This window comes from Microcoleus sp. B4-D4 (assembly GCF_036705185.1).
Lineage (GTDB): Bacteria > Cyanobacteriota > Cyanobacteriia > Cyanobacteriales > Microcoleaceae > Microcoleus.
Map to the genome: position 1 here is coordinate 1 of NZ_JAUBTX010000020.1, position 25,776 is coordinate 25,776.

A 25,776-nucleotide genomic window follows, 5' to 3' on the forward strand; every position below is an offset into this window, starting at 1 on the left:
TATTCTCTCCCGGCGCGGTGGCTCTAGTTCTTCTTTTGCCACCGTTCTCATCTTTGGTTAGTCTAAACTACAGTTAAGCATAGTAAACGAAAAAGAAATTATTAGCAACAATTGTCAAATATTTTAGCATTTGCTTAACAAACTCAGCCTTAGCCGGACGGAGTGAGACTACAGGGCGATCGACCCAAGTCCTAGAAGCCGATCGAGCATATATATACCAATTCGAGCGAAAAATGAGGTATTGACCGCTAAATCCCCCAATCTAAAATCTAAAATCGACTGACTTGTTACCTTTTTGAGAAAGGCTATACTTAAGTGTTCGGGCGATCGCGGGAACACCGCCGCTAGGAATTAACAATTTATCAAGAATTATGCCAGCAAGTTTTCTGCCAAAGTCGATCGCACAACTCACAGAATCTACCTCAATCGCCTTAGCCCAAAGCATTCAACAGTCAGCAATTACAACCCCGCTGAGCTCGCAGCCAATAGCCACCACTTACGTGCGTCAGGGGAGCGGCAACACGCCGATTTTGCTAATTCACGGCTTCGACAGTTCCGTATTTGAATTTCGCCGCCTGCTGCCGTTGCTTGCTGAAAAAAATGAAACTTGGGCGATCGATTTATTGGGTTTTGGCTTTACAGAAAGAGGGGCGGATTTGGCATTTAGCGCAATGGCAATTGGCACTCATCTTTACTCTTTTTGGAAATCGCTAATTTCGCAGCCTGTAATCTTAGTTGGCGCATCGATGGGAGGTGCCGCCGCAATTGATTTTACCCTCAATTATCCCGAAGCTGTCAAAAAATTAGTGCTGATCGACAGTGCAGGTTTTGCCGTCACTTCTAACAAGGGAAAATTTCTCATTCCTCCTTTAGGATATTTGGCAACTTCATTTTTGCGAAACCCTAAAATCCGCCAAAAAATTAGCGTCAATGCTTATTTCGATCGAACTTTTGCTACGATGGATGCTCAAACTTGCGCTGCTTTGCACTTAGAAACGCCTAACTGGAATCAAGCTTTAATTGCTTTTACCAAAAGCGGCGGTTACGGAGGTTTTGGGGGGAAACTCTCGCAAATTAAGCAGCAAACGCTGATTTTGTGGGGAAAACAAGACCGAATTTTGGGGACGGCGGATGCGGAAAAGCTTGAAAGTGCGATCGGCAATTCTCAATTAATTTGGATACCGGATTGCGGACACGTTCCTCACCTAGAAAAACCGCAAATTACCGCTCAACATATCTTAGATTTCACAGCTAAAGCAGCAGGTTAGTAATGAGAACTTCAGTCCGCATCTGTTATCACAGGACTGAAGTCCTTACTACTAACATTAAACTTTCGGTAAGTATTTTTGTACGATCGTCCATCCCGTGAGCAACACAGTCACAAATCCAGCACCTAAAAATATATTAGTGCCAATGTGGATGGGGCGCGCCCAAGGATGTTTAGGGCCAATTTGCAAACCACTCCCAACAGAAACCAACACCAAAGCCACCACAGCTAACCCGGCCGGTAAATGACCTGAGTGACCCAAATTTCCGTAGTATCCCAGCGTACCGACTACGCCAATTCCCAGCAGTAAAATTACCAAAGTCGCCATTCCCGTACCAGTCGCCAAATGAAAGGGACGCAGCCATTTTGGGCGCTGCTGTTTGGTACTGCGGGCGGCAAACATCCATGTTCCAGTAACGGCCAGCAACAGGTAAGCTAAGAGGGAAATACCCATTGACCAAGCCGCTATTTTCCACAACCACAAGAAAGAAGGCAGATTCATCCGTTGCATCCCTAATTAGGGATTTCCAAAAAAGGTTTCCTTCCGATTTTACTGGCATTGTCCAGCAAAAAATGCAGATTTTTGGCAGAAAGGGCGATCGGGCTATCCACAGCTTGCATCTTTCTTACAAACCTGAAGTCAAACGCTAAAGCTCATACTCAGCTTTATTGACGTTATTGATACCAATTTCCCCAAAAATACAACTACAGGCAAACTCCAAACTAATCTTCAGTAAATCATTCCCAATTCTTCAATCTAAAATCTAAAATGGTATGATTTGTCAATCCAGTTTTTAGGAGCATCCTTACCATTCTAGATTCGTGTTTTTGCTGTCAATGAAAGAAAGGCATTTTATAAAACCCTAATTTTTGTTCGACTATTAATCGAAAAAAAGGCAGGCCGTCTATCAAATATCTTTTCCACAACCTTCTCGGTTCGCTTAACAGTCGGTACGCCCATTCAATGCCAACTTCGCTCATCCATTTGGGCGATCTTGCTTTGCAACCAGCTTCAAAATCAATGGTTGCACCTACGGCCAAGAAAATTTTTATATGTGTCAATTTGCTATGGTATTTAATCAACCACTTCTCTTGCTTCGGTGCTCCCACTCCTATGGCTAGAACTGTAGCTCCTGATTTATTGATCGCGTCAATTATTTTTTCGCACTCTTCTTCATTTTTTTCAAAGCCAAAAGAAGGAGAAAGTGCTTCAACCACTATTTCTCTACCAATTTTTTGATTAATTTTTTCCTGGGCTTTTTTCGCAATACCTTCAGCCGCTCCGAGCAAAAATATTTTCGTGTTCTCGTTATCCTTGTGATACATATAAAATGCAGGAAACAAGTCAGAACCTGAAATTTTTTCTTTGATTGGAGTACCCAAGAATTTTGAGGCATACATCAATATTTGACTGTCGCAGACTCGATAGCTAGATTGATTGTAAGCTTCATAGAAGTCGCGGTCATACTGCAACTTAATCAAGTGGTCTACATTGGGCGTAAATACGACACCGCCTTCGCTGTCGAGTTTTTCAAACAATTCTGTTATTGACAGGTTATCTATGGAGACATTCAATAAATTAACGGTTTTCATTTGTTATTTCCTTCCACCCTTTATATTAAACTGCAACTCAAACTCTAACCCACACTGCAACCTCGTATTTTCACTACTTGGGCGCGGGGGGTGAATATACTTTATTCAGTATATGCCCGTATACCCTACCTGTCTAGTAATAAATTTTAAAGATTGTGTAAAGAATCGCCTGGTTTTAGCAAAAAGTGTATCAAGCCAATTTCTGTTGCTTACAATTCGCAGCACATTTTTCTGAAAAAGACTATCTCGTGCGAATAGTTAAAATATTGTAAATTAATGTAATAAATATTTTTTTATACTAATGTTGAGCAATTGAGAAAGAGAGCGCAACTCCCGAACTAGGTTTGAGGCAAAGGAGGTAGATTTTTTAGTTTTTGTATTCAGCGAATGCAAGATATATTTAAGCTGTGAGTGCGATCGCCTCGCATTCCTAAAAATCAGGATGATTTTTGGTGAACCAGCGACTTTCTTCTTGGCGGAGACATGGTTTTCTTGTTCTTAAGACTTTCTGGAGCTTTTAAAACCAGACCCGATAGTCCTCCCGCAATGACCGCAAAAATCGGGTTAGTCATAGCGTTCAAAACACAGTCAAACACGTACATAGTTAAAGAAACTGCCAAGACCGCAGCGGGCGCTACTTTGGGATGAGCCCAGGTTCTGGCGGGATACTTGGACAGGCAAAAGACGACAACAGGAAGCAACAATGAAGAAAATAAACTAGCTAAACCGACTACACCGTGGACCCCAAATGCAATAATCCATAAACTGTCGGTCACCGAGATATCTTTACCGTACTCGTTGTACACGCGGTTTCCACCCGAATCTCCCCAACCAAAAAGAAATGCTTGCCGTGCTTTTGCCCCCAATATTTCTTCCATGTCAAATCTAAACTTCAGAGAGGATGCTCGTTCTTCGCCAAATATTTGAGTGATGAAGTCAATCACGTCGTGACTAGAAAATTGACCCGATGCTGCTATGTACAGATAAAATGCTATATATCCAATTATGAATAACAGGGGCAAAGAGGTGCGAAAGAATTTCGCTGAAAATAATACGATTAACGCGAACGCAAATAAACTGTAAGCGCCAGTAGAACGGCACAAGAAAAAAGCAATAGTTAATACAATTACTAGAGTCTTGATGTTGCGGCCCTGAAACTTTTTCAGCGTCCCAGTTTGCCAAAGCCAAACTCCGATTAAGGCGGCTGTCATCATCCACACGCCCACCATCAAACCGTGCTGCATAAATACTACCGGTCTCCACCCCCCCATACGCCTTGCTTGACCCCAGTCCTCAAAGGAATTGACGCCGTAAACCATTTGGTGCAGAATTGGGCCTTTAACTCCTTCAATTAAAGTAAAAGGAATGTAGGCCAACCCACCGGCAAACATGCCGATCGCTAGTTGTCGCAGCCCGTCTAAACTACCGAAATACAAGCGTCCTACAAAATAAGGTAGACCCCAAGTAACGATTTGGACGAAAGTGGGAGAAATCGGGCTGCCGCCATTAGTAGCTTGTGAAAAAATGGGACACAAACACCAAATTAACATTGGCACGTCTAGCCAACCGGGCTTAAAAGTGGTGAGGCGCGAAGTATCGTAGACAATAGTAGCAAGCAAAATTGCGTAGCAAGATGCCGAAACTTTGTCATAAGGCGGCAACAGGGGGATGGGATAAGAAGCTTGTGGCAAAAATAGCCACGCTACAATAAAACTGATAATTACCGCCCGGTGAGGCGGAAATCTCACAAACAGATAAAAAACGATCGGAAGCCAGCCGAACAGAACAATTGGGATTAATGCAACCATAGTTTTTTTTTGCAGTAAAATTGCAGAAAGAGAACTCAATTTGCCCGATCGAAGTTCTCGATTAAACGATCGCCCAACCCCGAGCTTTTAAATCCACCTCAATTTTACGCATTCTTCGTTAATTGTGGCTGACCTTCCAGAGCCGTGTCCAGTGCAGCCTAGAATAGGTCGGTCGCATCCTTCCAAGTATAATTGATCACCGTTTCCAAAATAGTCTCGGACATTACCCGCCATTCGGCATCAGATAACTGACAAATTTACTCGATCGCCTTTGCCATATCCTCTGGGTCTTCTGGCTTGACCAGGATTCCGCCCCCGCCAGCCAGCAATTCTGGAGCTGCACCAACGGTCGTACCGATGACTGGAGTACCTACCGCAAGCCATCCCTTCTAAAATTGGCAAACCGAAGCCTTCGGAGCTGCTGGAAAACAGCCAAGCATCGCATTTTCTGTAAAATTCTTTGATTTGGTCTTGTCTAGGTTCTTTATTATACCCAGTACCAGGTGGCAGCGGCAAATACGCCACAGGATATTCCCCTCATCCCACCCGTAAGACCGAGGGTAGGAAGGACAAAAGTAATTTTCATAACTATAGAACCCATTTGACATCTATTCCAGACTTATTACCACAACTAGGTTTGGGCCGAATCAGTAAAATCCTAGATTTAGGCTAGAATAGTTGCCCTGTAAGGATTTTACAAAATATGTCAAATGGGTTCTATAATAAAAAAAATGCTTTTTGGAAAACACAGATACTCCTGCGGACAAGTCTGCGGTAGGGCAGTACGAATTTGGAACTTTAAACGCTTATTCGCAAAGAAATTATGTCTGATGATTGGGGGAGATATTAGTCGGGAGAGCTAGTTGGATAAAATGTCAAATTTCACTGTATAATTACCAGCGATTATCGCTAAAAAATTAGCTATTTAAAAAGAATTTGCCAAGCAATAATTGCTAGTGCTAAATCGGCGATCGCGTGGCTGATATAACTAGACCAAAGCGAACGGTAAGTCAGATAACACTGCGACCAAATTATTCCGGCGGCGAAGACAGCTAATGAGCCTAAAATCACACCGTGCCAATTGCTGTAGGCTGCGATTACAAAAATGTGGTGGAGGGTGAAAAATAATGCACTGAGAAATATTGCTTTTTTTCCAGGTATCAGAATCTGGCATTTGTTGCAGACAAACCACCGCCAAGTAAATTCTTCAATCAGTGAATTGACTAGCACAAAATATGCTTCAATCATCAAGTAAATATTAGGGCTGCTAATACCCAATTGCTGCGCTTTTTCTTTGGCAGTTACAGGATCGATCCAGTGCTGACCGAAAAGGCTGTAGATACCCACAATCACCGCAAACATGAATATTCCCCAAATAGCTCCATCCAGCAATTCTAGGCGCTTGGGGAGGGAGAAACGCAGGTTAACGCGATCGACAAAAACAGACCACGCGATCGGAAAAACCAGCAACCAAACTTGACACAAAACTGACAGTGTTTGTCCCCAGCTTCCGCCAATATACAATGCTGTTACTGCACCAATACTGGCGGCAGGGACAAGCAATGTGATAGCTAAGAGTGCTGTTTTGCGATCGCCATTATCCAGCATTTTTTACGCGACATTTGAAAAATTGTATTGAGATCGAAGGTAAAAGCTTGGCTGCTGCAGACAGGGGAGTTTTGTGCCGCTTATCAAAGTGGCGTGCCTTTTCAGTTGCAACAAAATGTTCATATAAGAACAATTCGATCGCCTCTTTGCATTTGTGGCTCAAAATACCATAATATAATCTAATCCCTAATAGCTGTGTATTTTGGCCCAATGACGATCGCCATTGACTTTGGAACTAGCAACACCGTCGTCGCTCGCTGGAATCAGGCCATCCAGCAGCCAGAAACTTTGAAATTACCGGGATTGTCGGCAATTTCGGCTCAAAACCCGCCCCTAATTCCCAGTTTGCTTTACGTTGAGGACGCTGCTCAAAATAAAATAATACTCGGTCAACAAGTCCGCGACAGAGGTCTCGATCTGAGTGGAGATTCTCGGTTTTTCCGCAATTTCAAGCGAGGAATTGGCACTTCGGTTCAGGGTTTTGTGCCGGAACTAGACGGGCAAATTGTGGATTTTGAACGAGTAGGTGAGTGGTATTTGAGCCAAATTGTCAACTCAATTCGCGAACTACCTTTGCCGGTAGATTCTCTAATTTTTACTGTCCCCGTAGATAGTTTTGAAGCTTACCGCCATTGGTTGGGTAAAGTGTCTGAATCTCTGCAAGTAGAACAGGTGCGGATGTTGGACGAACCGACGGCGGCGGCTTTGGGTTACGGTTTAGCCGATCGCGAAAATCTGTTAGTCATTGATTTCGGCGGCGGAACTCTGGATCTTTCTTTAGTCCGCCTGGACGTTTCTGCTGGCAAAAAGCCGGTGGGTTTTCTGCTGAAATGGGGCGAAAAGTTATTAGCTGAATCTTCGGCACAAAAGGCAAAAGTTGCTCGGGTTTTGGCTAAAGCCGGACAAAATTTGGGCGGTTCTGATATTGATAATTGGCTGGTTGACTATTTTGTCAAAACAAAAGGGCTGGCCAAATCTCCGATTACAACGAGATTGGCAGAACGGTTAAAGATTCAGTTATCTTTGGTAAATCAGGCGGTTGAAGTTTATTTTGATGATGAAAATTTTGAGAGTTACGAATTAGAATTAGACCGATCGCGCTTTGAATCTATCCTCGCCGAACATCAGTTTTTTGACAACCTCGACGAGTGCATGAATCAAGTATTGCAGCAAGCGCGCCGCCAAGGTTTAGAAATTGACGACATTGATGCAGTTTTGCTCGTTGGCGGTACTGTTCAAATTCCCGCCGTAAAGCGTTGGGTTGAGCAATATTTCGAGCCGGCAAAGATTCGGTGCGACAAACCCTTTGAGGCGATCGCCCAAGGTGCTCTGCAACTGAGTCAAGGCATAGAAATCAAAGATTTTCTCTATCACAGTTACGGAATTCGCTACTGGAACCGCCGCGACAATTGCCACAGTTGGCACAGTTTAATCAAATCCGGCCAGTCTTATCCGATGAGCGAACCGGTAGAATTAGTCTTGGGAGCTTCTTTAGAAAATCAGCCCAGCATAGAATTAATTATCGGCGAATTGGGAGCGGAAACTGGCGGCACGGAGATCTATTTTGACGGCGACAGGCTGATTACTCGCCAAATCGCCGGCCAAACCTCGGTACAGCCGCTAAATGATAAAGATGGAGCCCGCAGTATCGCGCAATTGACACCGCCTGGGTATCCGGGGGGCGATCGCATCAAAATCTTCTTCCGCGTTGACGAACAGCGCTTTTTGCGAATTACAGTGGAAGATTTGCTGACGAATGAAACGTTGTTAGAGGATAAACCAGTGGTGCAGTTAAGTTAGGAAGAGACTTTACAGGTAAGGTGCGCGGCCCGCCGCACCCTACGGATTCTTTTGAAAACAAATTGTTAAAAGCAGATGAACTACAAGCTAGAATTTCCACTTTCTCCAGAATTAGAAAAGTATCGCGATCGAATCGAAGCTACAATTAAACCTTACATTGAAATTCAAATCCAGAATAATGATTCTGTTAATTGGTGGGAGAGTAAATTTGGGGGACTGCCCTATTTACCAAAAGGTTTTGAGTATCCCAAAACTTCTGAAGGTAAATATTTATTTTTGCTAGCACAAATCAACTTTTCTGAAGTACCGCCTTTAGATGGTTTTCCAGATCGGGGAATTTTGCAGTTTTATATTTTAGACAATGATGTATATGGTTTAGATTTTGATAATTTGGTTGATGTAGATAATCCCACAGTCGAAGACGGATTCAAAATAATCTATTTTCCTCAGCCCGAGTTGAACGTTGAAAACATGATTACCAATTATAATTTTTTGCCTGAACCTGAAAATTTTCCTGTTCGTGGCTGTTGCAGCTTGCAATTTACTAAAAAATATGCGCCTATTAGTACCAGTGACTACAGATTTACTGAATTTTTAGGAGTAGAAATTAAGGAGTTGTTTGTCAACTATGAAATTCAGGATGAGTATCTAGAAATACCACCTTTTTGCTGTCATAAAATAGGTGGTTATCCTGATTTTATACAAAATGATATAAGAGAATATAGTAGTCAATACGATCGGGAACACAAGTCAGACATTCTTCTATTCCAAATAGATACAGAACAAAATGATACAATAGATATCATGTGGGCTGACGGTGGTATAGGTAACTTTTTCATTGATGAATCAGCACTCAGAGAATTAGATTTTAGTAAGGTTTTATACAATTGGGATTGTGCTTAAAAGCAGCAGTGAAGTAAGCAAGCTAAAAAAAAACCAGAACTGATGAACTCCGATCGAAGAAACCGGGTTTTTGACCGAATCTGCGGGCTGTAACGCAGTATTTCGCAAAAAAACCCGGTTTCTGACTACCGGTGCATAAGTTCTAATAATGTTCGACTATGCCCCATGCCCCATGCCCCATGCCCCATACCCTAAACCTAAGATTTGTGCACCACCACCGGTGTCCCCACCGAGGCCCAATCGAACAGCCATTTAGCGTGATTTACTGCTACATTCGTGCAGCCGTGACTGACGGGATTGCCAAACAAATTGTGCCAGTAAGCGCCGTGAATTGCCATTCCTCCGTCGTAATACATGGTATAGGGAACGTCGGGCACGTCGTAGTCATCCCCAGTCATTCTGGCAACGCGGTGTTTGGTTTGAACGGCAAAGGTTCCCGTGCGGGTGGGAGTCGATGATTTGCCGCTGGAAATAATCACCGCATAAACAGGTTGATTTCCTTCCCAAGCTATTAATCTTTGTCTTGACAAATCAATTTCTATCCAGCGCTGACTGGATTGCTGCAACAACATAATTTTATTGGCGATTTTGTTGTGCTGCGAACCGGCAATTGCAGGATTTTGTCCCCCACAAAATGCAGCAACTGTTAGGGCGCAACCGGCTAATAAAGTTCCGGCGCGGCGGAAGTAAGTTGAGTTGATAATGCTGTTCATTCTTCACACCCAAAACGATTTTTGACTTGAAATTTTAGATTTTAGATTAGCTTGTACTACTTTAGATTGTAGATTATAGATTTTAGATTGGCAAAGAGGGCTTAACAAGTTGTTAACTTTTCGGTAAGAGTTTGGGCAATTTGGACGATCGCCCGCCAATCTCCATTTTCCACTAAGTGTTTGGGAAATAAGTCTCCCGCCAAACCAACGGCGATCGCCCCAGCGTCAATAAATACCTTCGCATTTTCCACTGTCACCCCGCCCGTGGGAATCAAAGGAATGTGTCCCAGAGGGCCTTGCAGGCTTTTCAGGTAAGCTGCGCCTCCCAAACCGGATATCGGAAACACTTTAACGCAGGTAGCGCCTGCTTGCCACGCTGTCACGATTTCCGTGGGAGAAAAAGCACCGGGGACGATCGGCACTCCGGCATCAACTGCTGTTTTAATCATAGCTACATCTGTGTGCGGAGTAAACAAAAATTGAGCGCCGCAATCTATGGCTTGCTGCAACTGTTCTAAGTTTAATAAAGTGCCAGTACCAATACTAAAAGTAGGAAATTCCGAGCGGAGTTCGGCAATTAATTCAGCAGCTTTGTGAGTGTTCCAAGTAATTTCAATAAATAAAAATCCGCCTGCTGCTACCGCCGATGCCATCTGCCAAGCGAGTTCTTTTTCGGAGGAACGGATGACTGCAATCGCCCGGTGTTTTTTGAGTAGTGTCAACCAAGATTGATTATTCATACAATTTTAGATTTTAGATTGGTAACTATAAATTATAATTAGCCTAACTAAATTAATTACACTACGCTCTGTTGCTAAGTCTTGCTAAGTCTTGCTAAGTAAATATTTTAGACAAAGTTTTGTGTAATTAATTTTGTCGAACTACTTAGTGATGGAACAGGTGCGGATCTATGAGATGGTTGCTCTTGGTTTGAGGATGGTGGGTGTATATTCACCCTAGCGGTAGCTTGTGCCGTCCGAACGATCGCAATTTGTACAACCTAGCTTTACCCGTTATAATGAGCAACAACTTTAGTCACTTTTCCTCTTGAACAAACTTCCATAAACTCACCTGTTTTCGTGCCTTTTTGATTGATGTAGTAAAGGACAACACTGGAAACTCCCCACATCACATCCAGTAGCTCAAACTTGAGATCGGGATAAACTTCTAGCCCCTTTTTGAAGTAGTTTCCTAGGGCTTTTTTGCCTGTAACTGTCCCAGATGGTTCGTTTAGCAGCTTTGCTGCGACAGGCGAGATCAGAATTACATCTTCTGCGTAATGGGACATGATGCGATCGAGGTTATGACTGTTCCAAGCTTCTACCCAATCACGCGCCAATTCACCTGCTGTATCTGCTGTGAATATCATGTTGTGTTACTCCTATGATTTTTGCCGCTGTTTCCCGTGGGGCGCACAAAAAAATCGGGGCGATTCCAGACAATCCCAGAACCACCCCAATTACCGATTTTAACCTTTAGATTCCATCTACAATCAATTTACTGATTTCAAACTCTAGATTCAATCTAAAATCTCAAATCCCAAATCTCAAATCCCTAGATTCAATCTAAAATCCAAAATCCAAAATAAATTAGGCAATTGTTGCCATCTTGACATCGCTGTTGGCTAGCAAATTTTGCAATTCATCAGCATCCACAGTTTCCTTTTCTATTAGCATATCTGCCAAGGAGTTGAGGACGTGGCGGTTGCCAACCAGCACGTCTTTAGCGCGCAGGTAAGCTTGCTCTACCAACAAGCGGACTTCATCGTCGATCGTGGCTGCGGTTTCTTCAGAAAAATCCCGTTCGGCCATGATATCGCGACCCATGAACATATTCCCTTGTTGGCGACCGAGAGCTACAGGGCCTAACCGATCGCTCATTCCGAAGCGAGTTACCATTTGCCGCGCTACTCTTGCCACTTGCTGCAAGTCATTGGAAGCGCCAGTCGTGACTTCTTCTTCGCCGAAGACAATCTCTTCAGCAATGCGGCCGCCCAAGGCTACCGCCATTTGATTTTGCAAGTAAGAGCGAGAATACAAGCCTGAATCCATCCGATCTTCGCTGGGTGTGAACCAAGTCAAACCGCCAGCGCGGCCGCGGGGGATAATGCTAATTTTCTGCACGGGGTCATAGTCGGGCATCAGCGCGCCGACTAAAGCGTGACCGGCTTCGTGGTAGGCTACTAAGGTTTTGCGCTTTTCGCTCATCACGCGGTCTTTCTTTTCTGGGCCTGCGAGCACGCGGTCGATCGCATCGTTGACTTCATCCATCGAGACTTCGGTCAAGTTGCGGCGGGCGGCCAAAATTGCAGATTCATTTAGCAGGTTAGCCAAATCCGCACCTGTGAAACCGGGTGTCCGGCGGGCGATTTTTTCCAAGTCCACATCTTTCGACAAGGTTTTGCCGCGGGCGTGAACGTTGAGAATTTCCAGGCGGCCGGAGAAATCAGGGCGATCGACCACAACTTGGCGATCGAAACGGCCCGGACGCAGCAGCGCAGCATCCAGCACGTCGGGGCGGTTCGTAGCAGCAATCAAAATGATGCCTGTATTGCCCTCAAAACCGTCCATTTCCGTCAGCAACTGGTTCAGGGTTTGTTCCCGTTCGTCGTTACCGCCACCCAAACCAGCTCCCCGCTGGCGGCCTACCGCGTCAATTTCATCGATAAATACGATGCAAGGAGCGTTGGTTTTAGCTTGTTCAAACAAGTCGCGGACGCGGGAAGCACCCACACCTACGAACATTTCCACAAATTCTGAACCGGAAATCGAGAAGAAGGGAACGCCTGCTTCGCCAGCAACTGCTTTGGCGAGCAAGGTTTTGCCTGTTCCGGGAGGGCCTACTAGCAGCACGCCTTTGGGGATTTTTGCTCCGACTGCGGTGAAGCGATCGGCATTTTTCAGGAAGTCCACGACTTCTGCGAGTTCTAGCTTGGCTTGTTCGATGCCGGCCACGTCACCGAATGTCACCTGAGTTTGAGGTTCCATTTGAACTCTAGCTTTGGATTTGCCGAAGTTCATGGCTTGGTTGCCGGGCCCGTTTTGGGCGCGCCGCACCAGGAAAAACAGTCCCACTAACAGCAGGATCGGGAAGAACAGGCTGCTGAGGGCTTTTACCCAGAAACCTTCGTCGCTTTGGGGCAGAACTGAAATGTCTACGTTGTTTTTGGTCAGGATGTTGATCAGTTCGGGGTCGTTCGGCAGGTTGACGAGTACCTTGTTGCCATCTTGAGCCGTTACGAGGGCTTTGCTGCGATCGGAACTGATATTTATTTTGTCTACTCTCTTGCCTTCGACTTCCTGAATGAATTGGCTGTACTTCCAAACTTCCCGGCTTGGGGGCTGTTTGTCAAAAAATGCCGTGGCTAGGGCAATGACTACAATAGCCAGCAGTGCGTACAGTCCAGCGTTTCTCCACCGTTTATTCACCGAGGTCGATCCTCCTAATTATTTAGTCCCTACAGTTTGGGATTTTTTATTTATGTTCATCAATCTTAACGTAATTGTAACTTGTTTGCGGCCTGCAAGAATCCCCGTTAGGGCGATCTTGCTTGCATGGTGGTGGAAACCGAACGTGGCTTCACTGCGTCAGGTGATGAAATGCTTTCCTCGCAAAAGGTAAATTTTTGATTACACGATCGAGTGATTTTTGTCAATGTGCCGATTGAGTGGGTAACGAGTTGAGGCCAAGAGGGAGATGGACGATCGTCGTCTCAATCAAGCGCGCATCGCGATCGATGCTTGAGTTAGAGGTAATATGGGTGCAATCTCTTGCTGTTTTTGAGGCAGAACAAATGTATAGCGGTAGTGAAGCCCCGGCAACTACCCGACTCAGCGCGGCAACAGTTCAGATTTTCTGAGTGCGGATGCGGTTGGCTGATGTACTCTACCAAGCTGACAGCAGTTTGAGCCAAAGATCGGGTATTGAGAAAAAATATACATGAGGCGATCGCCATCTTCGGCATAAAAAAAACCGGATATGACAAGTGAAATAACTAGCTTTTTAACTGATATGCACAACTTCGCAGATAATATTATAGCAGCCACTAATTTATATAATTGCGGCGACCATTTTCAGGCAGAGTTAATTTGTACCAAAATCATTGACAGTCAGCCAGACAATTCAGATGCTTTGTGCTTGTTGGGAAGAATTAAATATCAACTCTCAAAAAATCAGCTCGTTTCCACAACAGACGCAGGCCTGCGCTATCATTTGTGGTACTACAACAACCAAATTTGGAATACCACCACATGGGCAGGAGTCAAAGCACTAAAATCTCCCAGCGATATGTGGAGTTACCAAGAAATAATCTGGGAGTTGAAACCTAGTTTGATCGTAGAATTTGGCAGTTTCTATGGTGGAGGTACTTTATTTTTTGCCTCGCTCCTTGAAAAAATCAATAATAAATCTCAAGTGTTTTCGGTAGATATTGACCATACATCTCTCAATCCCCAAGTGAGAAATCATCCCCGCATCGAGTTAATGCTGTCATCCTCAACCGCCCCTCAAGTTTCTCAAAGAATAGTCGAATTACGCAGAGAATTTCCCGGGCCGATATTTGCTATCCTGGACAGCAACCATGAAAAGCAGCACGTTTTGGGCGAGATGCAACTGCTGCGACCGCTACTGCAAACAGGCGATTACGTCGTAGTTGAAGATAGTAATATCAACGGACACCCCGTTTTGCCCGGATGGGGAGAAGGGCCATACGAAGCAATGGAAGAATATTTTGCCATTTACCCTGATGATTATCAAAGAGATGATTTGCGCGAACAGAAATTTGGCTTTACTTTTGCAACTGCTGGATTCTTGATTCGACGCTAAATATTTAAAATTGTACTGCAAGTCAAAGATTGCCATGAAATTTCCACTGCACCAACCAACCCTCCAGTTATTGACAGGACTCTCAGGAGTCGAACTGGGAGCAGCCTCGCACAATCCCTACGGAGTGAATGCAATTAATGTTGCTCCAAAATTTGACGAAGATTTGTTTCAAGACAACCAAGTTAACATGGGAGAGCAACCGACAAAGATCGATATGTACGGCGAAGCAGACAACATTCCTGTCAAAGACAACAGCCAGGATTTTGTTTTATCCAGTCACGTATTTGAACACATTCCCGATCCCATATCTGCTTTATTAGAATGGCAAAGAGTTCTCAAGCCTGGGGGATATGTGGTGATGATTGTCCCCCAGCCGGATGCTCTCGCCGGAGACAATCGCCCCCTATCTACCTACGGGCAATTAATTAAAGCACACCGAGAAAAATGGACGATTGAGACTGCTCCAGCGGAGAATTTATATGGTGGTAAAGGCGGACACTACTGGAAATTTACCTCAACAACTCTGAGAAAATTCTTTGAGAATCTCAAAACAGCTAATGACGGCATTCCGGCTGTGAATTGGCAACTGCTAGGTACCGAAGATCCCGACAGCAAGGTAGGAAACGGGTTTTGGCTGGCTTACCGAGTGGGAGCATCTCATTGTTGAAAAAATTTACTGAGCGTGCGAGCGTCACCGCTCGCGAGCGGTGCAATACTCGCTCTTCGGGGACTATAAAATCCCAACTGAGATGCTCCCCTCGTACCTTAGCTAATTGGCTGCTAACAGCAGCATTTTTCAGGGAGCATCTAAGTTTGGCAAAAAGCATTGTTTTATTATAGTGCGAGCGTCCCCGCTCGCGAGTTGTACAATACGCGAGCGGGGACAGCAAAAATGCAAAACTGAGATGCTCCCATTTTTCAAGACAAGCAAGCTCAAAATTAATTATTTTACACAGAGGTTTCCCAGTAATGAATTCTACAAATCAGTTGAACTATCAGCCGCTTATCAGTATTCTGATGCCAGTTTACAATACACCAGAGCAGTTTTTGAGAGAAGCAATTCAATCTGTTTTAAATCAAACCTACACTAACTGGGAATTGTGCATTGCTGATGATGCTTCTACACAGCCTCATGTCAAGCGAATTTTAGAAGAATATGCGGCAAAAGATGCAAGAATTAAGGGAATTATTAGAAGTCAAAACGGTCACATATCTCGTGCGTCAAATTCGGCACTGCAATTAGCAACTGGTGAATTTATATCGCTGCTAGATCACGACGATTTGCTCACAGCAGATGCTTTGCAGGAAGTGGTAATGCTGCTGAACCAGCATCCCGATGCAGACATGATTTATTCAGATGAAGATAAGGTAGACGAGCGCAACAATTTTTGTCTTCCCTGTTACAAGCCAGATTGGTGTCCCGATTCATTTTTGTCTCGGATGTATACTTGCCATCTGGGTACTTATCGGCGATCGCTAATTAACGAAATCGGTGGCTTTAGAGCAGATTATGATGGCAGTCAAGATTACGATCTGGTTTTGAGGCTTACAGAAAAAACTAACAAAATATTCCACATACCTAAAATCCTTTACCACTGGAGATTTCACCCCGAATCTGCCTCTGCTTCTAGGGATGCTAAACCTTATGCCTACGAAGCAGCAGCGAGAGCCATCACAGATACAATTCACAGAAGAGGGGAAGCCGGACAAGTTATAGCGCATCAAAATTACCCCGGTCATTATACTGTTCGGTACGCCATCAAGAGTTACCAACTGGTTAGTATTATCATTCCTACCAGGGATTTTGGGAGTATTTTAAATAAATGTTTAGCATCAATTTTTGCCATGACTTCGTATCCTAATTACGAAGTGGTGGTAATAGACAATGGCAGTGTAGAAGTTGAAACCAATAATATTATCAACAAGTGGCTAACTTTACAACCAAATAAGTTTAAATGCTACCGATTAGACATTCCATTCAATTACTCTCGCCTTAATAATTTTGGCGTACAAAAAGCCCAAGGAGATTACTTACTATTTTTAAATAACGATACCGAAATCAGGGAGAAAGACTGGCTCAATGGTATGGTTGAGCAAGCTCAAAGACAGTCAATTGGCGCTGTGGGAGGGCTGTTGCTATATCCTGATAATTCTATCCAAAACACAGGATTTATCTTAGGTGTGAACGGGATTGCCAGTCATGCCTACAAGGGAGTTAGCAAGGTATTACAGTATGAGGACATGGTACACATAGGATTTACTAATAATGTCTCGGCTGTCACGGGAGCGTGCTTGATGTGCCGTCGCGAAGTATTTACCAGCAGCGGCGGTTTTGATGAAAATTTACCCACTGTATTCAGCGATCTTGACTTATGTTTAAAAATGATGGCTCAGGGCTATCACAATATATATATAAGTCACACCAAAGTCTGGCATCAAGAATTAAAAGGTTGGGCGTTTGAACTGAGTGATGAAGAACAGTTAAAGATTGAAGAAGCAGCGTCTAAATTGATGGTATCAAGGTGGAAAAATTTAATAGATCGCGATCCTTGCTTTAGCCAGCATTTAGTGACGAAGTTTCACCAGCAGCTAAACCCGACTAAAACAACGCAGCCTTTAGTTAGCATCTGCATTCCTACTTATAACGGCGAGAAATATCTGAGCGAGGCACTTTTTAGCGCTATGGCTCAGACTTATCCCCATCTAGAAATTATTATTTCGGATGACGGTTCGACCGATCTCACAATGGCGATCGCTAAGTCACTCACTGACAAGTTTCCCGGCGAGTTCAACTTTTCTGTGCACGAGAAATTTGGATTAGTTAAAAATTGGAATCACTGTATTTCTCAGGCAAAAGGGAAATATATTAAGCTGTTATGTCAAGATGATTTGCTAGAACCGGACTGTATTGCCGAACTGGTGAATTTAGCAGAACAAGACGAGCAAATAGGTTTGGTATTTTCGCGGCGGGGAGTTTTGCTAACAGGAGACGCTAACTCCGATGCGGCTTGCCAAGCAATCGGTAGAGGTGCTTTAGAAATATCTCAAAACTGGTCAAACTTGCAGCGAGTACAAGATGGCAAAACACTGCTGGCAGATCATAATCTGTTGAACAATCCGATCAATAAAATTGGAGAACCGAGTACAGTTCTGATTAGAAGGGATGTTTTCGATCGCGTCGGATTTTTTGATGTAGAATTGCAGCAATTAGTGGATGTTGAAATGTGGTTCAGAATTATGAGCCACTACAAAATTGGTTTTGTCAACAAAAGTTTATCCAACTGGCGCGTTCACCTCAATCAACTGACAAGAGAAAACTTGCTGAAGGGAGAAATCGTGCAAGATGTCCAAAGATTGCACCAGAAAATTTTACACAGTTCGTATTTTAATTTATTGAACTCTGAAGTAAAAAATCGGATGAGTGATGCTAATCAAGCGGCAGACTGGATGCAACTGTTAGCTGGAGGAAAAAAACAACAGGTAAATGTTACTGCTGTTCCTGTTGTTCCGGCTGCGGCTTTAGAAGTGGCGCAAATTTCCCCTGTTGCTCCTAATATTTACCGACCTTTTTGGTCTGTAATGATTCCCACCTATAACCGGGTAAAATATTTGGAGCAAACGTTAAAAAGCGTGCTGCAACAGGCTCCTAATGCTGAGGAAATGCAAATAGAAGTTGTTAACGATTGCTCGAACCAATCTATCCAAGATGAAATGGAGGCAATTGTTAAAGCTGTAGGCAGTGGACGAGTTAATTTTTACCGACATCCAGAGCAAGATATCGGTCAAACTGCTATCTTTAATCTCTGCATTCAGCGATCGCGCGGTGAGTGGGTTCACATTTTGCACGACGACGATGTTGTATTACCTGGTTTTTACAGCCGCTTGCGAGAAGGTATAGAAAAAGAACCGAGTGTGGGTGCAGCTTTTTGTCGCCACATTTATACAGACGAAGCGGGAAATCAGCGTTGGGTATCTTGGTTAGAAAGAGAAACTCCTGGGGTACTGACTGATTGGTTGGAACAGATTATTGTGATGTGTCGCTTGCAAGCTTCTCCCATCGCAGTTAAACGCAGTGTTTACGAAAGTTTGGGAGGTTTTTGCCCTCAAGCTGGTGCTGCTTCTGATTGGGAGATGTGGAAGCGAGTTGCAGTGCATTATCCGATTTGGTACGAACCGGAACCGCTGGCTTGGTATCGCCAGCATTCTTCGTCAGACAATACTCGGTTGCTGAAGTCGGGCGGGCTAATTGCTGATGTGCGAAGATCGATCGATATTTCTCAATCATATTTGCCAAGGGCGATCGCCGATAAGTTATCGAATCAAGCCCGAGAACACTATGCTTTCTATGCTTTGGAGACAGCTAAAAAACTCCTGACAGATGGAGAACATGAGGCGGCGATCGCTCAAATTCGAGAAGGACTCAAATGCAGTCAATCTGCCCAATTAAAAGAAGCATTAGTTTCACTACTATTGCTTGGTGAATCTCATCAACCTTCTACGGGATTTTCCAGCTCTATCGATCGGCAACCGCAAGAGTCAAGCAACACATCTGCTACGGTAAACACTCGAACTACCCGCAAACAAATTGCTGATATTTGGCTGAATTTACCAGCCGAACAAGTGGCAAGTACCTTTGCGGGCGATACAGGAAAACAGCACCAAGCCCTGCTTACCAGCGACATTAGAGATGAACCGCTAACCGATACAGAAGAGAGTTTTGTCAGCGAATTAGCCGCCAATGTGGCGAAAGGATTTAACGAGCCAAAGGCCATCAATTACCTGCTCGCAGCGATGCTGTACCGTCGCGCCGACCAATTGCCGATCGACTACAATCGCGCTACATTGCCTAATTGGTTCGCCAACGAATATCTCAAATTCATGTTTACTTGTCCGAACCTCTTTCAAACCCGAGGAGAAGCAGACAGTTACTATCAATTTATCCAAGGATGGATTAATTACTTACATACTAATTTGTTCAAAAATCCAGATTCGCCACTTTGGCAGAATATTTCTTTGTTGTTCGCGCAAATTGCTAACTTTATCCCGCTGTACTTTACCACGGAAAACCTGCGCGATCTTTACACCAAACGGGCGGAGATTATCGAGTTTGCGCTCAAAAATCGCGGCTGTTCCATTGATTGTATCTTCCCGGCGCGATCGCCCGCGCGGACAAAAATCCGCCTCGGCATCATCAGCGACCATTTCGCGCCGCAAACCGAAACCTTCGCCACCATCCCGGTTTTCGAGCATTTAAACCGCAACCAGTTCGAGATTTACCTGTACGCCCTCAACACCAGCGGCCACCAATTAGAACAATACTGTCAAAGTCGCGCCGACAAACTGGTTGCACTCCCGAAAGACTTTGCATCGCAAGTCCAAACCATCCGCGCCGACGACTTAGATATCCTGTTTTTTGGTACGAATTTAACAGCTATCAACAAACCCGTTGGTTCCCTAGCAATGCACCGTTTAGCTAGGGTACAAACTACATCTTTCTGTTCCCCGACAACCACCGGCATCCGGCACATGGATTACTACATCGCAGGCAAATTTACCGCGCCTGATGCTAGTTATCAAGCACAATATCGCGAACAGTTGGCTGTACTCGAAGGTAGCGGTTTTTGTTTCAAATACGCCACCGAATCGGAAGTAGCTACAGTCAAACCTACGCGCCAAAGTCTCGGCATTTCTGACAACACAACTGTTTTTGTCTCCGGCGCTAACTTCTACAAAATTCTGCCGGAGTTGAGAGAAACCTGGGTAAAAATTCTAGCTGCTGTACCGAATTCAATCTTGATTTTATATCCCTTCGGGCCGGCTTGGACTCGCACTTATCCAGCGACACCTTTTGTCAACAATATGAACGCTATCTGTGCTAAATACGGCGTGAATAACAACCGCTTGCGGTTCGTGAAACAACTTCCCAGCCGCGCGGATGTCAAAGAGTTTTTGCAGCTAGCAGATGTTTATCTCGATTCCTATCCCTACGCTGGGGCTACATCGTTAATCGATCCTTTGCAAGTAGGATTGCCGGCGGTGGTTGTGGAGGGAAATGCTTTGCGCTTCCGCCAAGGTGCGGCGATGTTGCGGGAATTGCAAATGCCCGATTTAATTGCGCGTGACGAAGCATCTTACATTCAGCTAGCTGTTAATCTGGGCACTAACCTGCAGTTGCGGCTGCAAAAACGGCAGGAAATTAAGGAAAGAATGCAGGGCAATCCCGCCTGTTTTGATAGTGTGGCATATTCAGGGGCGATCGCGAAATTATTCCAAGAACTCTTTAGCAACTGGCAAAGCAGCCACCTAGAAGCAGCCCGCAGCTTGCAGGATAGCATTCCCAAACCAGCCGACTTGGGTGAAAAACTCTCGAATGCCGTCCAGCTTTACCAGAGAAACTCTTCTAACATTTCACTAATATCCGAACTGCGTCAAACCCGCAAACAAATCGCTGATTTTTGGCTGAACCTTCCCGCCGAAAATCTCGAAACAGCTTACCAAAGCGCGCCCGGTAATAGCTATCAAATCCTTCTCAAAAGCGGCTTTCAACGTCAACCAATGATAGAAAGCGAACAAATATTTTTGCAGCAACTAACTCAGCTTAGCAAAGGATTAGTCCATCCTAAAGCTGTCAATGCCTTGCTGGCAGGAATGCTATATTTTCCACCAGAAACTATGCGGATTCCCGACGCTCGTAACCGTTTACCGCACTGGTTAATTGGAGATTACGAACAAGTTTTTGAGACAGAAGCCGCCGTCAAGTCCGAGTCAAGTTCTGACTTGCTATTGCAATACATTCAATCTCCGCAATTTGCCAATCAACTGTTAGGATGCGTCAATCTTTATCGCATAGATCCTTCTGACGTATCGGTAGTTTTGGAACTACGCCAAATCCGCAAACAACTGGCTGATTTTTGGCTTATTGTTCCTTCAGAACAACTGGAAACAGTTTACAGAGGTGAAGTTCGTAAGGGATATCAAGCAATACTTAGCTGCGGGTTGCAATCAGAGTCAATGACGGAAGCAGAACAGAAGTTTTTGCAGCAATTAACTGAAATTAGTAAAGGGTTAGTGAATCCTCAAGCTATCAATGCTTTGCTTGGTGCGATGCTGTATTTTGTGCCGGGAAAAATGCGGGTTCCCGACGCTCGCACCCGCTTGCCCAAGTGGCTGATTGAGGATTACGAAAATGTGTTTGAAAGCGCATTGTTGGCATCGGAACAAACAATTGTGAAACAAGATTATTTGCCGCAGTTGCTAAATCAATTAACTGCTGCGGTCAATCTTTATGAAATTGACCCGACGGCGGAATTGGTAATAGCAGATTTGCGGTCAATTCGCAGACAAATTGCTGATTTGTGGCTGAGGGTTTCTGGCGAACAATTAGAACTTTTGTATCGGAGCGATTTCGGGAAGGGTTACAAGGCTCTGCTGGGCTGCGGGTTTGTGAATGATCCTTTGAATGAGAGCGATCGCGCATTTTTCAATTCGTTGGTTGCTGAGTTGAGTAAAGGGTTTGAAACGCCTGAAGCTGTGAATAATTTGTTGGCAGCGATGCTGTTTTGTCGGGCTGGGCAGTTGCGGGTTCAGGATGCGAATACTTGTTTGCCTTCTTGGTTGTTGGCGGATTACGAGCAGTTGGTTGGGGGTGCGGTTAAGGTGGCTGTGAAGTAAACGGATCTCGCGCTGGGCCGGCAGGGGCTCGCCCAGCGCGATCGATTAGTTAGGGAATTGAAACTGGATTTAGATTAGAAAAGCCCTTAGCAAGAGCTACGTATTCTTTAACAAGGTCTGCTAACTCTGTAAACGACATTGTGACTCCGTTTGCACAAATACCATTGTTGGAAATCCAAACATGGTGTAAATTTCCTTCAGGTGTAGTTGACGGTTCAAGATGTTTGCTAATATTGTAAAGTTTATTAAGCTTTTCAAGAGAGCTACCGTCTCCTGTCTTAAACAAATTCGTTTCCTTTGACTCTATCTTTTTTCCTAGTTTTCTCCAAAATTCGTAAGCCTGATATAAGAGGGTAACTGCTATTTCAAAATGAGAAAGCGCTTGGAAATATAAAGATGTGTTCTTTTTGCTCTCATTTAAATATAAAAGCAGTAGAGTACGACCATTTTGATACTCAACTAAAGCCATTTGTACGCGACGGATGATTCCAAAAATATAAGGTTTGTACTCGGTTTTAATAGGAAATGTGAATATAGAATTAAGGATAAAGTTATCAATCAAAGGTTCTACCTCAGCGAAGTGCTCTGCTAAATCGGGAGCATTACACTCAGACAATGCTGAAAGTTCCTGAGCGAAGAAGTTATCTAAGCCATAGGTTGTAAAAGGCATAATTTGTTACTTAATGACGACTTCTCAAGTCTAACGTCTGCTAAAAAGCTCAGCTTACGGACAACCGAACCCATCGGGTAGTAAATACTACACTACTCTTACCTTAGAACTAGACCAGTCTGAAAAGGGATATCTAACTAAAATTATGTCATTTTTAGAGGAGCTGGGCATAAACATCATCCTCAGTATTGTCCCAAACTCTATCTAGTGATGTTTGACTGGCTTGAAGCCAAAACTCAGCTTCTTCATCAGGTAAAACTGTTACTAATACTTTTGCCCCTTCGGGTAATTCTGATAACTCCAGCAGTTCAATTTTTCCTTGTCGAACAGTAGCCCAAAGCGTTTTCAGCATATCCACCTCATAAACTGTGCTTTATGCAATTTGCAGATTTTTGGTACATTGTCGCACTGAGCGACCAATTACAACCTAACTTAGGATTGAATTGATATCAAGCCGGGTCTATTGTAGGCGATATCTGTAGGGACACGGCATTGCCGTGTCCGTAAGAGGAGACAGCAGTGCCGTTTCCCTACCATTTCCCTATCGTGTCCGTAAGAGGAGACGGCAGTGCCGTTTCCCTACGGGGATATTACTATTATTAAAAACGGCAATTTAATTCAACACGAGTTCTGGCTGCTGAGTCTCAAATAAGGGGCGAGTTACCTGACGCACTAGCACTGTTTCTAAACTGCCTTCTACTACATTTTCTGCTTCTATTTCTAACTCGCCCCACAATAGCCGATCGCCCTGAGCGGGCATTTTACCTAAATTGTGAATCACGAATCCGGCGATTGTTTGGTAAGCTTGGTTCGCGGGCAGGTTTAAGCCGAGTTTTTCGTTAACTGCTGTCACTTCCCAGATGCCGGAAATCAGTGCTGAATGAGCATCTTTTTGAATGATAGTGGCTTCGGAAGTTGGCAGCAGGGGCTCCGACTTTTTCCTGGTAATCCAACCTGTCAGCAGCCACACAGTACCGTTGAGAATTGCTAGCAGTGGCCACAGTATTTTTGAGCAGATTTCTATGGCTGGCATCAGCAGCAAAGCGGTGCGTTCCGGGGCGTGGGTTGCTAATACTTTGGGGATTAATTCTCCTAATACTATTTCGACGTAAGTTACTAATATAAATGCTGCGGGAATTGCGATCGAATGAGCGCTCACCCAGGCGGCTAAATGACCGATCGGCAATTTGTCGATCCACGGCTCAATCCAGTGTACAGTCGCACCCTCGCCCAACCAACCCAACAGCAAGCTCCCTGCCGTTGTGCCTGTTTGAGTCACCGACAGGTAATGCGGTATGTTGTTCTGCGCTTGGTGGACGAGTTCGGCAGTTTTGGCGTTTGGGCGATCGCGCAACTGGGCGAGTTGGCGGATTTGATGGCGATCGGCTGATACTAATGCTAATTCTGCCGCCACAAAAAACGCGATTAAAAGTGTTAATCCCAGCAACACTGCTAATCTTAGCAGTGTTTGAGCGACTTCTATTTCCAGGCAAGCAAGGTTGTTCAAAATAGACAAATAATACGATAGATGTTTTTGACTAACGCCTTTATTTTAGCTTAGCCATTCAGATAAATTGACATCGGATATCCGCACTACCCGTATTTGTAGGAGGCGCACTGTGCACCTTACCCGTAGAACTTGTGAACTCTTACTCTTCTCTTTTCCCCCTTCGCGCCCTTAGCGCCTTCGCGGTTCGTTAAAAAAATCCAATTCACAAACCCGAAACTAATTGCTGGATCAACCCTCCCTTACCCCCCGCAACGAGTGAATTTCCGTAAAAGTTTGCTCCGGATCGGAATTCAACCCGCCTTGAATGTAATTCAACTTAACTTCTTCCAACAAATCCGACAGCAGCGACTGCAATTCTCCGAGAGTTTTCTCGTCTTGCAACTCCCGCCGCAAACTTTGATTAAATTCTTGGCTGAAATTATCGATAATTTTTCGCCCCTTAGCGTCTTCGTAAGTAGTTGCTACCACATCAACAGCAGTTTGAGCCAGATAATTGGCTAGTTGTTCGGTCATTTCTTCAGGCAAAATATTAATCGGAGAGAAAGTTTGCAGGAGTTGATAAAAATCCGACTGTTTGATTGTCGCTTCCAAATTGTGGTGCAGCAATTCTTCCAAACCCGGTTGCACCTGCGGCAAAACCTTGTAAATTGTCAGATCGAAAATCCGCTTGGTAATTCGTTCGATCGTATTTTCCTGATTGACGTGAAGGTAGGGCTGCTGCGGATCTAGCAGTACCCGCGCTGCGTCGCCCTGTTCGATCGAACTTTGAGCTTGATTGATAAACCGCACCATCATGTATTCCGACATCGTATCGGCTAAATAAGCCACCGGTTCGTAGGTAATTTGAGCAACGGCGCGATCGAGATTAACCAAACCCGACTTGTGCAGCCGCAGCAATACCGGCAGAATCCGCCACCCCTGCCAAATCGGAATCAGCAGAAACACCTCGTACCAGCGCCTCAGCACAAAATCCAACCAACTTACCCCCGGTTTTCGGCGGGTATGGAACAGACTTTTTATGAAAAATTCCGCCCAAAAATAACCGATAAAAAACGCATCAATTCGCCAAAACTGGTCAGAGGCTTGCAAAGATTCCGCCTTTGGCAAACTCGAATCAATACCTTTAATCGGATCGTAAATTTTAACTAAAGCCGGAAAATAGCTCAGATAAACAGGGCGCATCTGCGGGTAACTGAAATGGAAAATCACCAACAAGAAATTTACCGCTGCTACTAATGCGCTCAGTTTTGCCCAAGAAATTGCTTTTTTGGAAGATTTGACATCGGTGCTGTTAACAGTTGTGTGGGAATCTGACATAAAAGTAATTTTCCGAATTTGCTAATCGCTCAATCTAACTTGTGGGAGACGCTAAAAATACCCTAATCTATTATAATCCCTTGGTGAACGCT

The 25,776-nt window shown here is 44.4% G+C and carries 19 protein-coding genes; 6 read left to right on the forward strand and 13 right to left on the reverse strand.

Annotated elements, in window-relative coordinates:
* Window positions 1-371 precede the first annotated feature (371 nt).
* Entirely contained in the window at window positions 372-1,268 is an 897-nt protein-coding gene (locus QUB13_RS16175) for an alpha/beta fold hydrolase (protein WP_333382450.1), read from the forward strand.
* A 57-nt stretch (window positions 1,269-1,325) separates the two neighbouring features.
* Here the strand turns inward: QUB13_RS16175 and QUB13_RS16180 are convergent, their stop codons facing one another.
* From QUB13_RS16180 to QUB13_RS16205, 5 genes are all read right to left on the reverse strand, one after another.
* Window positions 1,326-1,769 carry a DUF4079 domain-containing protein gene (locus tag QUB13_RS16180; protein ID WP_194008195.1) on the reverse strand — a complete coding sequence of 148 codons (444 nt, stop codon included), beginning with the start codon at window positions 1,767-1,769 and terminating at the stop codon, window positions 1,326-1,328.
* A 332-nt stretch (window positions 1,770-2,101) separates the two neighbouring features.
* Window positions 2,102-2,860 (reverse strand): WecB/TagA/CpsF family glycosyltransferase, encoded by a 759-nt coding sequence (locus tag QUB13_RS16185; protein ID WP_333382451.1) that lies wholly within the window; start codon window positions 2,858-2,860, stop codon window positions 2,102-2,104.
* Window positions 2,861-3,297: 437 nt separating this feature from the next.
* Window positions 3,298-4,668, reverse strand: coding sequence for an O-antigen ligase domain-containing protein (locus QUB13_RS16190; RefSeq protein WP_333382453.1), 1,371 nt, complete (start codon window positions 4,666-4,668; stop codon window positions 3,298-3,300).
* A 240-nt stretch (window positions 4,669-4,908) separates the two neighbouring features.
* Window positions 4,909-5,193: a glycosyltransferase gene (locus QUB13_RS30490; RefSeq protein ID WP_442922174.1), complete on the reverse strand. Its 285-nt coding sequence runs from the start codon at window positions 5,191-5,193 to the stop codon at window positions 4,909-4,911.
* A gap of 396 nt (window positions 5,194-5,589) precedes the next feature.
* A complete protein-coding gene (locus tag QUB13_RS16205) occupies window positions 5,590-6,276 on the reverse strand; it encodes a CPBP family intramembrane glutamic endopeptidase (protein ID WP_333382455.1) in 687 nt (228 codons plus the stop codon).
* Between the two features lie 210 nt (window positions 6,277-6,486).
* Between QUB13_RS16205 and QUB13_RS16210 the strand changes: the two genes are divergently transcribed.
* Both QUB13_RS16210 and QUB13_RS16215 read left to right on the forward strand, forming a co-directional pair.
* Window positions 6,487-8,076: an Hsp70 family protein gene (locus tag QUB13_RS16210; RefSeq protein WP_333382590.1), complete on the forward strand. Its 1,590-nt coding sequence runs from the start codon at window positions 6,487-6,489 to the stop codon at window positions 8,074-8,076.
* A 75-nt stretch (window positions 8,077-8,151) separates the two neighbouring features.
* On the forward strand, window positions 8,152-8,979 hold the full coding sequence (locus QUB13_RS16215) for a YwqG family protein (protein WP_333382457.1): 828 nt from the start codon (window positions 8,152-8,154) through the stop codon (window positions 8,977-8,979).
* 197 nt (window positions 8,980-9,176) lie between these two features.
* On the opposite strand, the gene QUB13_RS16220 is transcribed toward QUB13_RS16215, so the two are convergent.
* The 4 genes from QUB13_RS16220 to ftsH3 all read right to left on the reverse strand — a co-directional run bounded on the left by QUB13_RS16220 (window position 9,177) and on the right by ftsH3 (window position 13,120).
* On the reverse strand, window positions 9,177-9,692 hold the full coding sequence (locus QUB13_RS16220) for a L,D-transpeptidase (protein WP_333382459.1): 516 nt from the start codon (window positions 9,690-9,692) through the stop codon (window positions 9,177-9,179).
* 101 nt (window positions 9,693-9,793) lie between these two features.
* The gene (locus QUB13_RS16225; protein WP_333382462.1) at window positions 9,794-10,432 is read right to left on the reverse strand and encodes a bifunctional 4-hydroxy-2-oxoglutarate aldolase/2-dehydro-3-deoxy-phosphogluconate aldolase; all 639 of its coding nucleotides are present in this window, start codon (window positions 10,430-10,432) and stop codon (window positions 9,794-9,796) included.
* 266 nt (window positions 10,433-10,698) lie between these two features.
* Complete coding sequence (locus QUB13_RS16230; RefSeq protein WP_333382464.1) at window positions 10,699-11,061, reverse strand: nuclear transport factor 2 family protein; 363 nt, start codon at window positions 11,059-11,061, stop codon at window positions 10,699-10,701.
* 220 nt (window positions 11,062-11,281) lie between these two features.
* On the reverse strand, window positions 11,282-13,120 hold the full coding sequence (gene ftsH3, locus QUB13_RS16235) for an ATP-dependent zinc metalloprotease FtsH3 (protein WP_194008188.1): 1,839 nt from the start codon (window positions 13,118-13,120) through the stop codon (window positions 11,282-11,284).
* A 550-nt stretch (window positions 13,121-13,670) separates the two neighbouring features.
* On the opposite strand from ftsH3, the gene QUB13_RS16240 reads away from it, so the two are divergent.
* From QUB13_RS16240 to QUB13_RS16250, 3 genes are all read left to right on the forward strand, one after another.
* Window positions 13,671-14,516 (forward strand): cephalosporin hydroxylase family protein, encoded by an 846-nt coding sequence (locus QUB13_RS16240; RefSeq protein WP_333382467.1) that lies wholly within the window; start codon window positions 13,671-13,673, stop codon window positions 14,514-14,516.
* 34 nt (window positions 14,517-14,550) lie between these two features.
* Window positions 14,551-15,183: a class I SAM-dependent methyltransferase gene (locus QUB13_RS16245; protein WP_333382469.1), complete on the forward strand. Its 633-nt coding sequence runs from the start codon at window positions 14,551-14,553 to the stop codon at window positions 15,181-15,183.
* 302 nt (window positions 15,184-15,485) lie between these two features.
* Window positions 15,486-22,187: a glycosyltransferase gene (locus QUB13_RS16250; RefSeq protein ID WP_333382471.1), complete on the forward strand. Its 6,702-nt coding sequence runs from the start codon at window positions 15,486-15,488 to the stop codon at window positions 22,185-22,187.
* A gap of 49 nt (window positions 22,188-22,236) precedes the next feature.
* On the opposite strand, the gene QUB13_RS16255 is transcribed toward QUB13_RS16250, so the two are convergent.
* The 4 genes from QUB13_RS16255 to QUB13_RS16270 form a co-directional block, all read right to left on the reverse strand.
* The gene (locus QUB13_RS16255) at window positions 22,237-22,857 is read right to left on the reverse strand and encodes a hypothetical protein (protein ID WP_333382474.1); all 621 of its coding nucleotides are present in this window, start codon (window positions 22,855-22,857) and stop codon (window positions 22,237-22,239) included.
* Between the two features lie 154 nt (window positions 22,858-23,011).
* Window positions 23,012-23,209 carry a hypothetical protein gene (locus QUB13_RS16260; RefSeq protein WP_333382476.1) on the reverse strand — a complete coding sequence of 66 codons (198 nt, stop codon included), beginning with the start codon at window positions 23,207-23,209 and terminating at the stop codon, window positions 23,012-23,014.
* A 261-nt stretch (window positions 23,210-23,470) separates the two neighbouring features.
* Window positions 23,471-24,373, reverse strand: coding sequence for a CNNM domain-containing protein (locus QUB13_RS16265; protein WP_333382479.1), 903 nt, complete (start codon window positions 24,371-24,373; stop codon window positions 23,471-23,473).
* Window positions 24,374-24,595: 222 nt separating this feature from the next.
* On the reverse strand, window positions 24,596-25,684 hold the full coding sequence (locus QUB13_RS16270) for a hypothetical protein (RefSeq protein WP_333382481.1): 1,089 nt from the start codon (window positions 25,682-25,684) through the stop codon (window positions 24,596-24,598).
* Window positions 25,685-25,776: the final 92 nt, after the last annotated feature.

Excerpts from the sequence above, each read along its gene's own strand:
- QUB13_RS16230 (WP_333382464.1), bottom strand. The coding sequence starts at position 11,061 with ATGATATTCACAGCAGATACAGCAGGTGAATTGGCGCGTGATTGGGTA.
- QUB13_RS16175 (WP_333382450.1), top strand. The coding sequence starts at position 372 with ATGCCAGCAAGTTTTCTGCCAAAGTCGATCGCACAACTCACAGAATCT.
- QUB13_RS16260 (WP_333382476.1), bottom strand. The coding sequence starts at position 23,209 with ATGCTGAAAACGCTTTGGGCTACTGTTCGACAAGGAAAAATTGAACTG.
- QUB13_RS16215 (WP_333382457.1), top strand. The coding sequence starts at position 8,152 with ATGAACTACAAGCTAGAATTTCCACTTTCTCCAGAATTAGAAAAGTAT.
- QUB13_RS16225 (WP_333382462.1), bottom strand. The coding sequence starts at position 10,432 with ATGAATAATCAATCTTGGTTGACACTACTCAAAAAACACCGGGCGATT.
- QUB13_RS16250 (WP_333382471.1), top strand. The coding sequence starts at position 15,486 with ATGAATTCTACAAATCAGTTGAACTATCAGCCGCTTATCAGTATTCTG.
- QUB13_RS16210 (WP_333382590.1), top strand. The coding sequence starts at position 6,487 with ATGACGATCGCCATTGACTTTGGAACTAGCAACACCGTCGTCGCTCGC.
- QUB13_RS16240 (WP_333382467.1), top strand. The coding sequence starts at position 13,671 with ATGACAAGTGAAATAACTAGCTTTTTAACTGATATGCACAACTTCGCA.
- QUB13_RS16185 (WP_333382451.1), bottom strand. The coding sequence starts at position 2,860 with ATGAAAACCGTTAATTTATTGAATGTCTCCATAGATAACCTGTCAATA.
- QUB13_RS16255 (WP_333382474.1), bottom strand. The coding sequence starts at position 22,857 with ATGCCTTTTACAACCTATGGCTTAGATAACTTCTTCGCTCAGGAACTT.
- QUB13_RS16245 (WP_333382469.1), top strand. The coding sequence starts at position 14,551 with ATGAAATTTCCACTGCACCAACCAACCCTCCAGTTATTGACAGGACTC.
- QUB13_RS16205 (WP_333382455.1), bottom strand. The coding sequence starts at position 6,276 with ATGCTGGATAATGGCGATCGCAAAACAGCACTCTTAGCTATCACATTG.
- QUB13_RS16220 (WP_333382459.1), bottom strand. The coding sequence starts at position 9,692 with ATGAACAGCATTATCAACTCAACTTACTTCCGCCGCGCCGGAACTTTA.
- QUB13_RS16180 (WP_194008195.1), bottom strand. The coding sequence starts at position 1,769 with ATGAATCTGCCTTCTTTCTTGTGGTTGTGGAAAATAGCGGCTTGGTCA.
- QUB13_RS16190 (WP_333382453.1), bottom strand. The coding sequence starts at position 4,668 with ATGGTTGCATTAATCCCAATTGTTCTGTTCGGCTGGCTTCCGATCGTT.
- QUB13_RS16270 (WP_333382481.1), bottom strand. The coding sequence starts at position 25,684 with ATGTCAGATTCCCACACAACTGTTAACAGCACCGATGTCAAATCTTCC.